A 12,938-nucleotide genomic window follows, 5' to 3' on the forward strand; every position below is an offset into this window, starting at 1 on the left:
TGATCCGTCGTCGTTGATTTCGCGTCAGATCGGGTTCTGGGAGTCGGCGTTGGCGGGGTTGCCGGATCAGTTGGATTTGCCGGCTGATCGTCCGCGGCCGGCGGTGGCGTCCAATCGTGGCGCCAAACACGCTTTCGTTATCGACGCGCCAGAGCATCATTCTTTGAAAAAAATTGCCCGTGAGTCGAATTCGTCCTTGTTCATGGTGGTGCATGCGGCGTTGGCGGTGTTGTTGTCGCGGTTGTCGGGGACGTCCGATATTGCGATCGGTACTCCGGTGGCGGGTCGTGGTGAGCAGGTTCTCGATGATTTGATCGGGATGTTCGTCAATACGTTGGTGTTGCGGACCGAGGTGGATTCTTCGGAGTCGTTCTCGGGGTTGTTGGGTCGGGTCCGTGAGGGCGATCTGGGTGCGTTTGCGCACGTAGATCTGCCGTTCGAGCGGTTGGTGGAGGTGCTCAATCCGGCGCGGTCGCAGGCGCGTAATCCGTTGTTCCAGGTGATGCTGTCGTTCCAGAACATGGAGCAGTCGGTGCTTCGACTTGGCGATCTGACAGTTGCGGGAATCGACGCCAACACGGTGGCGGCCAAGTTCGATCTGCAGCTGACCATGGTCGAGCAGTTCGACGAGGCGGGTGCCCCGGCGGGGATGGCGGCGCAGTTCACGTACGCGACGGATCTGTTCGACGAGTCGACGGTGGCAGGCTTTGCCGGCAGGTTCGGGCGCATCCTTGCTGAGATCACTGTTGATCCGTCAGTTCGGTTGGGTGATATCGACGTACTTACCGCTGCTGAGCGCAGCAACCTTCTCAGCTGGTCCGCTGGTGGGCGCACAGCGTTGGCAGGCGCGTCCTTGACTGCGATGTTCGAAGAACAGGTTGGGCGGACGCCTGATTCTCTTGCCGTCGAGTGCGATGGCGAGGCGCTGACCTATGGGCAGCTCGACGCCTACGCAAACGTGGTGGCCGAGCGATTGACGGCGGCCGGCGTCGGTCCGGACGACGTCGTCGCGTTGATCGTGCCGAGGTCGGTCGAGTGGGTCGTAGGTATGTTGGCGGCGTGGAAGGCGGGTGCTGCGTACGGGCCGATCGATCCGTCGTACCCACAGGATCGGATCGAAGCGATAATCGCCGACACCGGTGCCCGATGCGCGGTGAGTACGACGACTCTCGATCTGGCGGTGGACGTGATCGTCCTCGACAGCATCATGCGCGATTCGCCGATGGTGGAGAGGCCGACGGATCGATGGCGTGAACTCGGTGCGGGGGACCGCTTGGGGTATGTCATTTCGACATCCGGTTCGACGGGTCGTCCGAAGCCGACGTTGGTGCCGATGGCCGGCATCGAGAACACGGTGGCCTGGTACCGCAGCGAGTTGCCCGAAACTGGTGGTCTATTGATCGCGTCGTCACCGAGTTTCGACTTGACGCAGAAGAACGTCTGGGCAGCGTTGAGCAGCGGTCGGAGCGTAGTGCTTGCCTCGGACGGTTTCGATCCGGATGCGATCGTTGCTCGCGTCGGGCACGGTGACGTTGCAGTGGCGAACATGTCGCCGAGCGCGTTCGAAGCCGTGGTGGATTCCGACGAGGAGTCTGCTTTGAGCGTTCTCGATGTTGTGTTCCTTGGAGGCGAGTCGATCCGGCTTAATCGTCTTGGCAGTTTGTTGTCAGGCGGAGTACGCGTGGTGAACAGTTACGGCCCGACGGAAGCGTCGGACGTGGTCTCGTTCCACGCGGTGACTGCGCATGACACCGTCAGCGTTCCGATCGGTGCACCGGTGCCGAACATGGATCTGTTCGTTCTGGATCGGTCGTTGGGTATGGTGCCGCCGGGCGTGATCGGCGAGTTGTATGTCGGTGGTGTCGGTGTCGGTCGCGGATACGGAAACCGAGCGGCGTTGACGGCGGAGCGTTTCGTCGCCAACCCCTTTGCGGGCGGGGAAAGGGGCGCCTCAGATGGCGGCAGCAGGTTGTATCGAACCGGCGACCTCGTCAGGTGGAACGGTCGGGGCGAGCTCGAGTACATCGGCCGATCGGATTTCCAGGTCAAACTGCGGGGGCAGCGTATCGAACTCGGCGAGATCGAATCTGCTCTGATCTCGCACGAGGCGGTTTCAGATGCGGTGGTCGTCCTGCACAGCGATGCGACGTTCGGCGACAGCCTGGTCGGGTATGTCGTGGGAACTGCAGTAGATGCGTCGGAAGTTCTGGAGTCTGCCCGGGCCGTGCTTCCGACGTACATGGTGCCCTCGAAGGTTCTTGTCCTCGACGAGCTTCCACTCAATGCGTCGGGCAAATTGGATCGAAAGGCTCTCCCGTCACCGGTATTCGAGGCAGCAGAGTTTCGGGCGCCGGTCACAGCGGTGCAGGAAATTGTTGCGTCGGTGTTCGGAGATGTGTTGGGCGCGGAGCGGGTCGGTCTGGATGACGATTTCTTTGCGCTGGGTGGTAATTCGTTGATCGCTACCAGGTTGGCAGCAAGATTGGGGCAGGCACTCGATGCGCAGGTCCCGGTGCGCGTGCTGTTCGAGAACTCGACAGTGGAAGGTTTGGCTGTAGTAGCGCAAAAGACCGCAGGTTCCGGTGCGAGGATGGAGTTGGAGGCGCGGGAACGTCCAGAACGTCTTCCTCTGTCCTTGGCCCAGCAGCGAATGTGGTTGATAAACCAGATGGATCCCGGTTCTGCGGCATACAACATTCCGTTGGCTCTGCGATTGACAGGGAACTTGGATGTCGCGGCTTTGCGCCAGGCTCTTCACGACGTTTTGGTTCGACATGAGTCGCTCCGGACCAGCTACCCGAGTGACATCGAAGGGCCGGTTCAGAAAATCGTCGCGATCGACGAACTCCTTTCGCCTCTCGAAACGATTCAGGTGGACGACGAGGCCGCGGCGTTCAATCGCGTCGTGGAGTTGGTGACGACCGGATTCGACGTAGCTCAGGAGGTACCTGTACGCACTGGGTTGCTCGAGTTGGGCCCGGCAGACTTCATATTCGTCTTGGTCGCTCATCACATCGCCGCTGACGGTGAATCGATGGGACCTCTTGCCCGAGACATGATGGTCGCCTACGAGGCTCGCGTGCGCGGCACCGCGCCGTCGTGGACGCCGTTGACTGTTCAGTACGCGGACTTCGCGATCTGGCAGCGCGAAGTACTCGGTAGCGCTGGCGAGGTCGGCTCACAGGCTGCACGGCAACTCGACTTCTGGCGCCGGACGTTGGACGGTGTGTCGTCGACGCCCGGATTGCCTTCCGACCGTCAGCGACCCGCGCAGATGTCTGCACGTGCCGGTGTCTCGGAGTTCTCCGTCAACGCGGAGACGGCGGCGCGGCTCAACGAGATTGCGCGCGAACACAACGCCACATTGTTCATGGTTGTGCACGCTGCGCTTGCAGTACTCATCGCACGGTTGAGTGGAAGCCGAGATTTCGCGATCGGAACGGTAGTGGCCGGGCGAGGTGAGCAGCAACTGGACGACATAGTCGGAATGTTCGTCAACACGCTTGCACTCAGGACCGCTCCGGATCTCGGAGCGGGATTCGGCGACTTGGTCTCGCTCGTCCGAAACGTCGATCTCGAGGCATTTGCGAACGGAGACATCCCGTTCGAGGAAGTAACCGGCGCCTTGTCGGCGTCAGCGAGCGAGCTCTTCCAGGTTGCACTGTCGGTCGAACCGATGGCAGGAGCCTCGTTCAGTCTGCCGGATTTGAAGATCACGGCTGTCGAGGGTGTGGAGGCGACTGCGAAGTTCGACCTCCAACTCAATCTCAGTTCAGATCCGGTAACGGGAGGGTTGCTCGGCCATTTGGTTTTCGCTGCGGACCTTTTCGACCAAGCAACCGCCGACGCACATGTCGAGCGCTTCGTCCGCGTTCTAGATCGGGTCTCCTCGGATCCTTCACGTCCGATTGGTGACATCGAACTGCTCACCGACTCCGAACGAGCAGAAGTCCTCGGCTCCGTGGACACAACGCCGCCCCCGGCCGTTGGCGCTCCGACGGGCCGACTCGTGCCACAGCGATTGGCAAATTCCGTAGAGGCTGATCCTGATGCTGTCGCAGTCGTGTGCGATGAGGAGGAAATGACTTACCACGAGGTCGATGCACGATCATCTCGCCTCGCTCGCCACCTGATCAATCTTGGGATCGGTCCGGGCGACACGGTGGGGATCACAGGATTGCGTGGCATCGAACTGGTGGTGGCGGCCTGGGCGCTGTCCAAAGCCGGCGCGGCAGCTCTGGTAGGAGCTACAGGAGCAGCACGTGGGACAGAAACGGCTCCGAGTGTGGCCTTGGCGTTGATTTCGGGTGAGGCCGAATCTGACGTACCGCTGGACACGAGCCTCGACTTGGACCAGCCAGATGTTATCGAGTTGGTGGCGTCGTACTCGAGTCGTTCCGTGAACTACACGGACCGGCTTCGTCCGCTGAGCGCGGACGACATCGCGGTCGTGGTTCCCGGTTCGCACCCTGGCCAGATCACCCATGGAGAGCTCGCAGCGAAGTTGGACGCGATGTCGCAGAAGCACGATGTCGACTATGAATCGCGTTTGATGTACTTCGGTCCCGAGGAAGACGAAACATCGATTCTGACTATTCTGCTTGGCGGAGCGGTCGGTGGCGTCGTACTGCTGTACTCGGAAGCGGCGAAGGACGCAGAGGTACAGGAGCTACTTGCAGAGGAGTGGGTTTCGCACGCGGTTGGTCCGACAGACGTCTTCACAGGTGTTGTCGAAGGAGCTTTGCCAGATCTACGCCTGGCGTGTGATCCCGCGACGTGGACTCTGAGCTGACGCCGCCGTTCACGAAGTTGATGGACTCCCATATCCCGAACAGTCCGATGATGTCCACTCCGCGACAGCTGTAACAATGGTTCGGTGTGTCCGATCAACTATTGGGGCTTTACCGGGACGTCGAACGCGATTTGCCCAGGTCAAGGGTAGAACCTCGGAAGTGATCGGATTCCTGCGAATACTGATCGAACTGCAGTACCAAAGCGAAGGTGAAATTGTCTTGACGCAGCACGTGTTCCTCCAGCATGCCGTTCGAGTGCAGGTCGTGACCGCATGAGCTCCGATGGTGTGACGCCAGGGACTTCGGTAGCTCGCAAGGCACGTCGAGAGCGTCCGGCACGCGGCCGTCGTGCCAGCACCTCGTTGCTTCCGCAACTGCTGGCGGCGGCCGTCGAGCTGGGGCCCGAGCGGGAGGCGTTGCGGTTCGAAGGACGTTCGCTGTCATACGCAGAGTTGGACGAGCAATCGTCTCGTTTGGCGAGATTGTTGATCGCCGGCGGCATGGGGCCAGAGGATCGGGTTGCAATTTCGATACCGCGGTCCATCGAGTCCGTTCTGGCACTGTGGGCAGTCGCCAAGTCCGGCGCCGCCTTCGTCCCGGTGGATCCGAACTATCCAGCCGATCGCGTGGCCTACATGATCAGCGATTCTGGAGTTTCGGTCGGGTTGACCACTAAGGGTGCACGCGCCGGGTTAACCGACTCGGTCGGGTGGATCTCGATCGATGCTTCGGACACTGTCGAGTCGTTGGCCGCTGTCTCCGGCGCGCCAGTGACGTATGACGAGCGGGTAAGGACACTGCGTGAGCAGCACGCCGCGTACGTCATCTACACATCCGGCTCCACAGGGCGACCCAAGGGTGTTGTTGTTTCGCATTCGGGGCTAGCCGTCCTGCAGCGAGAGCAAATTCGCATGCTGTCGCTCGACGGCAATTCGCGGGTTTTGCACTTCACGACTCCAAGCTTCGACGTATCGATCTTCGAACTACTCGAGACGATCGGGGCTGGCGCCGTCATGGTGATTGCCCCATCGAGCATCTACGGTGGGCCCGAGCTAGCCGAGCTGATCAAGACAGAGCGAGTGACGCATGTCGGCGCTACTCCTTCGGTGCTCGCATCGGTGGATCCATCTGGACTCGACGATGTTGCTGTCGTCGTGGTCGCGGGTGAAGCGTGTCCGCCAGAGTTGGTCGCGAAGTGGGCGCCCGGACGCCACTTTGTCAACGCGTACGGCCCGACCGAGATGACGATCGTCACGAACATGACGGAACTCGGCGCGGGTGATCCCGTCACGATCGGTGGTCCGATTCGTGGTGCAGCGTCTTTGGTATTGGATGCCCGCTTGCAGCCTGTACCGACGGGGACTACGGGTGAGCTCTATCTTGCAGGGCCGCAGGTTGCGCGCGGATACCACAATTTGGCAGGTATGACGGCCGATCGATTCATCGCGAATCCCTTTGGGGCACAGGGTGAACGAATGTACCGCACGGGGGACGTGGTGCGGTGGACGGAAAGTGCTGCCGGCGATCGTAGCGTCGAATACGTCGGACGGTCCGATTCCCAGGTCAAGATCCGTGGCTTCCGCATCGAGTTGACTGAAATCGACGCGGTCATCGCACTCGACGAACGGGTCGAGTTCGTGACAACGCTCGGGCGAGTGTTGCCCAGCGGTGAAACGGCTCTCATCTCTTATGTGCTTCCTGCAGTTGGAGCCGTGCTGTCCGGGGATGACGTCCTGGCAGTGGTCAAGACGGATCTTCCCCGTCACATGATTCCGGCGGCTGTCGTTGTCATCGACGAGATTCCCTTGACGCCAGTAGGAAAGCTGGATTCAGCAGCACTTCCTGATCCCGTATTCGAGGCCCGAGAGTTTGTAGCGCCATCCTCCGATGGTGAGGTCGTGGTCGCGCGCATATTCGAAGAACTCTTGGGGGTGGACCGAGTCGGCGCTGACGACGACTTCTTCGAACTCGGCGGCAACTCGTTGATTGCTGCGAAATTGGCCGGGCGTCTCAGTGCGGCTTTCGATGTGCGGGTTCAGGTCAAAACGCTCTTCGAGTACTCGACAGTCTCCGGTCTTGCATCTGTTTTGTCAGATTCAGCGGGGCGTGTGCGAATTGCCTTGGCCCCTCGCTCTCGTCCGGAGCGGATACCTCTTTCCCTTGCACAGTCGCGGATGTGGTTCTTGTCGAGATTCGACTCTGTGTCTGGTGTGAACAACATTCCGATCGTGTTGCGGTTGTCCGGTGCCGTCGATGTTTCGGCACTGTCCGCAGCGCTGTCGGATGTTGTTGCGCGGCACGAGGTGTTGCGGACCGTCTATCCGGAATTCGAGGGCATCGGGTTCCAACAAGTACTTCCGGTGGACGAATTCGTGGAAACTGTATTGCCCGAAACTGTCGACGCGGCCGACTTGCTCGGTGTGCTGACGCCAGTGGTGGCAGAGGGGTTCGATGTCACGGTCGAGGTGCCATTACGGGTTCGTTTGTTCCAGACGGGTTCGTCGGAGTTTGTGTTGGCGTTGGTGATTCACCATATCGCTGCTGACGGTGTGTCGATGGGTCCGTTGGTGCGTGATGTGTCGATGGCGTATGTGGCGCGTGCGGGTGGACAGGTTCCGGGGTGGGCGCCGTTGGCGGTGCAGTATGCGGATTACGCGTTGTGGCAGCGTGAGGTGTTGGGGTCCGAGGGTGATCCGTCGTCGTTGATGTCTGAGCAGTTGGGGTATTGGACGTCGGTGTTGGCGGGGTTGCCGGAGCGGATCGAGCTGCCGGCGGATCGCCCGCGGCCGTTGGTGGCATCCAATCAGGGTGCGAGTTACCAGTTTTCGATAGACGCGCGGTTACATCGAGCGCTCGAGCAGTTGGCGCTTGATCGTAATGTGTCGTTGTTCATGGTGGTGCATGCGGCGTTGGCGGTGTTGTTGGCGCGGCTGAGCGGTAGTGACGACGTTGTGGTGGGCTCTCCGATCGCAGGGCGGGGTGAGCCGGAGCTGGACGATCTGATTGGTATGTTCGTCAATACGTTGGTGTTGCGGACCGAGGTGGATTCTTCGGAGTCTTTCTCGGCGTTATTGGGTCGGGTTCGTGAGGTCGATCTCGGGGCGTTCGGCAACGAGGACGTGCCGTTCGAGCGTTTGGTGGAAGTGCTTGATCCGGCGCGGTCGCAGGCCCATCATCCGTTGTTCCAGGTTGCGTTGTTCTTTCAGAACATGGCGCAGGATGTCGTGGAGTTGCCGGGACTGTCGATTGCCGGTTTCGACGCCGGTGTCGAGATCGCGAAGTTCGATCTGCAGTTGACGGTGACGCCGTTGGAGGAGGACGGCGTCGGTGTGGGGATGCCGATGTCGTTGACGTATGCGACGGATCTGTTCGACGCGTCGACAGTTGTTTCGTTTGCGGAGCGGTTGGTGCGTGTTCTGGAAGCAATGGTGGCGGAGCCTGATTCGGTTGTCGGGGATGTGGAGTTGCTCGGTGAGGGCGAGCGTTCGCAGGTGCTGGTGGCGGTCAATGACACTGTTCACGAGTTGACTGTTGGTGCTTTGTTGCTCGACGGGTTTGTTGCGCAGGTGGCGGCGACGCCGGATGCGGTGGCGGTGGTGTTCGAGGGGCAGTCTCTGACGTATGCGGAGTTCGGGTCTCGGGTGAACCGTCTTGCACGGTATCTGATTTCGGTGGGCGTGGGGCCGGAGTCGTTGGTGGCGTTGGCGATGCGCCGGTCGGTTGACCTTGTGGTTGGTATGTATGCAGTGGTTGCTGCGGGTGGGGCGTATGTGCCGTTGGATCCGGATCATCCGGTCGAGCGCAATGGTCATATTCTCGAGACCGCGGCACCGGTCTGTGTGTTGTCCACTGCTGGTGACGGTGTGGTGTTGCCGAGTAAATTCGATGTGGTGTTGATAGACGAGCTGGACGTGTCCGGATTCTCGGATGCGCCTGTTTCTGATGTGGATCGTGTTGCGCCGTTGCGTGTTTCGAATGCTGCGTATGTGATTTTCACGTCGGGGTCGACGGGGAAGCCGAAGGGTGTGGCGGTTTCGCATGCGGCGATCGTCAATCAGATGGCGTGGATGCAGGGGCAGTATGTTCTGACCGGGTCGGATGTGTATCTGCAGAAGACTGCGACGACGTTCGACGTGTCTTTGTGGGGGTTCTTCCTGCCGTTGGCGGTGGGTGCTCGGTTGGTGGTGGCCACTCATGACGGTCATCGGGATCCGGGGTATTTGGCGTCGGTGATCGCTGATCAGCGCGTGACGGTGACGGACTTCGTGCCGACGATGCTGTCGGTGTTCGCGGGGGAAGTCTCTGCCAGCCAGTTGGATTCGCTACGTGATGTGTTCGTCATCGGTGAGGCGTTGCCGGCGCAGACGGTGCGCGATTTCGGTGTTGTTTCAAGCGCGCGGGTTCACAACTTGTATGGTCCGACCGAGGCCGCGGTGTCGATCACGTTCGCGGATGTGACGGATGCTGTCCACGGTGGTGTGGCTTCTATTGGTGTGCCGCAGTGGAATTCGCAGGTTTTCGTCTTGGATTCGCGATTGCGTCCGGTGCCGGCGGGTGTTGCGGGAGAGTTGTATCTTGCGGGTGATCAGTTGGCTCGTGGGTATGTTTCTCGTCCGGATTTGTCGGCGGATCGCTTCGTCGCGAATCCGTTCACTCATGGCAGTGTCGGCGATCGGATGTACCGCACGGGGGACTTGGTGCGGTGGGGCTGGTCGGGGGAGCTCGAGTACATCGGGCGCACTGATTTCCAGGTGAAGTTCCGGGGTCAGCGGATCGAGTTGGGCGAGATCGAGTCGGCCCTGGTGGCCGATGTGTCGGTGTCGGTGTCGTCGGTGGCGGTGGTGTCGACCAAGACCGGTGATCAGTTGGTGGGGTATGTGGTGCCGACGTCGGGAGCGGTGGTTGATGTTGCGGCGCTTGTGGATTCGTTGGGGTCGGTGTTGCCGTCGTATATGGTGCCGTCGCAGATCATGGTGTTGGATGCGTTCCCGCTGAATGCTTCGGGGAAGTTGGATCGGAAGCTGTTGCCGAAGCCGGTGTTCGAGGCTGCGGCGTTCCGGGCTCCGGTGACTCCGGTGGAGGAGTCGGTTGCCTCGGTTTTCGCCGAGGTGTTGGGTGTGGATCGGGTCGGGCTTGATGATGATTTCTTTGCTTTGGGTGGCAATTCGCTGATTGCGACTCGGATGGTTGCCCGCCTTGGGCAGGCGCTCGATACGCAGGTTCCGGTACGGGTGCTGTTCGAGGTGTCCTCGGTCGAGCGCGTGGCTGCCCGGGTTCAGACCAAGATCGGTTCGGGTGCTCGGGCGGCGTTGACTGCTCGGGTGCGTCCGGAGCGGGTGCCGTTGTCCCTTGCACAGCAACGGATGTGGTTTCTGAACCAACTCGACCCAGAGTCGCCGGTCTACAATGTTCCTCTCGCGATCCGGCTTTCAGGGAAGCTGGACGTGGCGGGGCTGAAAGCTGCTGTTTCCGATGTCCTGGCACGGCACGAGTCGCTCAGAACGTTGTACCCAAGCGATCCAGATGGACCAATGCAGGTAATTGTTCCACCCGAAGAGGTCGTGCTGGACTTGAGTCCAGTCGAGGTCGACGCCGAGTCTGTAATGCTGCGCGTAGCAGAGGTTGTCGGACAGGGATTCGACGTCGGTGCTGAGGTCCCCGTTCGAGCGAAACTGTTCAGCCTTGGCTCTGGCGACTACGTGTTGGTTGTCGTGATCCACCACGTTGCCGGAGACGGTTCCTCAGTCGGGCCACTCGGGCGCGATGTCATGGTCGCGTATGAGGCCCGATCTCGGGGGGTGGTTCCGGGGTGGGCACCTCTCGGAGTGCAGTACGCGGACTATGCGTTGTGGCAACGCGAGATGTTGGGCTCAGATGGTGACCCGGACTCGATCGCGTCGAAGCAAATTGCGTATTGGCGAACTCAGTTGGCTGACGTCCCCCCCGTTTTGAATCTCCCCTTGGATCGTGCAAGGCCCGCGATTCAGTCGTTACGCGGAGCGACAGTCAATTTCACGATCGATGCACGCCTTCATTCAGACTTGTCGAGGCTTGCAGAGGGTCACAACGTCACTGTCTTTATGGTCATTCACGCGGCTGTGGCTGTTTTGATGTCCAGACTGAGCAGTTCCACGGACGTGGTGCTTGGTACTCCTGTCGCAGGACGCGGGGAGGCCGAACTCGACGATCTGATTGGTATGTTCGTCAACACGCTGGTCTTACGCACGAACGTCGAAGCGTCGGAGGGATTCGGTTCGTTCCTGGAGCAGGTGCGTGAAATCGATCTATCGGCGTTTGCCAATGCGGATGTGCCGTTCGAGTGGTTGGTGGATGAGATCGACCCCGTGCGTTCTACTGCGCACTCACCGCTGTTCCAGGTTTTGTTGGTGTTCCAGAACTTTGCGCAAACGCAGTTCGTGTTGCCAGAACTCACGATTTCCGGGATCGAAGCGGACTCGGGAACGGCGAAATACGACCTTCAGATCACTCTGTCCGAGGTCATCAGCGAGTCTGGAGAACCCTCAGGGATACACGGGTCGTTCAACTACGCAACCGACCTGTTCGACGAATCAACGGTGCTGGAATTCGTCGATCGTCTGTTGCGAATTCTGAGCACAGTGTCCGCAACTCCGGACGTACTGGTGGGTGATATTCCCGTACTCTCACAGAGCGAGAGTGAACAGGTACTGGCACAAGCTGTTTCGGCCGGATCTTTGTGCTCGGACAATGCGACGCTGGTCTCGTTGTTCGACGAGCAGGTTGCGCGGACGCCTAACTCTGTCGCGTTGGCCATGGACGCAATTGAACTTACGTATGCGGAGTTCGATGCCAAGGTCAATCAACTCGCGCGTCACCTCATTTCCGAAGGAGTCGGACCTGAGCAGTTGGTCGGTGTGGCGATGCGTCGGAGCATTGACCTCGTGGTTGCGATCTACGCCGTTCTGAAGGCTGGGGGCGCCTACGTTCCTATCGATCCAGATCATCCAGCAGAACGCACCGAGTACGTCGTAGAGGCGGCGGATCCGGTACTGATTCTGACTACCGCTCGCGATCAGTTCGCGTCGACGGGTCGACGGATGGTGACTGTCGAGGCTCTGAACTTGGACGGGTTCCCATCTCGCCGGATTGCCGACTCTGAACGCAATTCGCCTTTGCGATCGCAAAACACGGCGTATCTGATCTTCACTTCAGGTTCGACAGGTCGACCCAAGGGCGTTGCCATTACACACAGCGCAACGGTGAACCAGTTGGTGTGGGCTCAGGCGACCTACAGGCTTGATTGCTCGGATGTGGTACTGCACAAAACGCCGATCACCTTCGACATTTCGGTCTGGGAATTGTTCTGGACTCTCCAAACTGGCGCGAAACTGGTCATCGCGGTTCCCGATGGACACCGGGACGCAGATTATCTTGCGAAAACCATCGCTCAAGAGCGGGTCACGACGGTGCATTTCGTTCCGTCGATGTTGAGCGCATTCATGTCCGCGGTGCCCGCGCCGCTGCCGGAATCGGTGCGTCGAGTCTTTGTCGCAGGAGAGGCGTTGAGCGCCGACACCGTACGCCGATTCAGCGGGTACGCCTCGGCGAGCCTGCACAACTGGTACGGGCCTGCCGAGGTCGAGGTGGTAACAGCTTGGGAGGCGACTCCTGAGGCGGTGGTCGTCCCGATCGGTACGCCCGTCGCTAACGCGTCCACTGTTGTGCTTGACGGCCGGTTGGCGCCAGTGCCGGTGGGTGTGGCCGGTGAACTGTATTTGGGTGGACCGCAGGTGGCTCGTGCATATCACGGTGAGCCTGCTATGACGGCGCTGCGATTTGTCGCCGATCCATTCGGATCAGCCGGCGCCAGGTTGTACCGCACCGGAGATTTGGTTCGATGGACCAAATCGGGGGAGCTGGAGTACATCGGCCGTAGTGATTTCCAGGTGAAGTTGCGTGGTCAGCGGATCGAACTGGGTGAGATCGAATCAGCCCTGCTCACGCATGAGAACGTAAACGACGCCGTCGTCGTGATGCACTCTGACTCCAAGTCGGGTGACAGCTTGGTTGGGTATGTGGTGCCGGCGTCGGGTGCGGTGGTTGATGTTGTAGCGCTTACGGATTCGCTGCGTGCGGTGTTGCCGTCGTACATGGTTCCGTCGTTGA

Annotated in this window: 2 protein-coding genes; both read left to right on the forward strand. The window is 60.2% G+C overall.

What is annotated here, in order from left to right:
- Window positions 1-4,792 (forward strand): non-ribosomal peptide synthetase (locus tag ASU23_RS06975; protein WP_156423117.1); only part of this gene is annotated, 4,792 nt, incomplete at its 5' end.
- Window positions 4,793-5,065: 273 nt separating this feature from the next.
- Window positions 5,066-12,938 (forward strand): non-ribosomal peptide synthetase (locus ASU23_RS06980; protein WP_156423118.1); only part of this gene is annotated, 7,873 nt, incomplete at its 3' end.

Source organism: Rhodococcus sp. KB6 (genome assembly GCF_001445685.1).
Taxonomy (GTDB): Bacteria; Actinomycetota; Actinomycetes; order Mycobacteriales; family Mycobacteriaceae; genus Rhodococcus_F; species Rhodococcus_F qingshengii.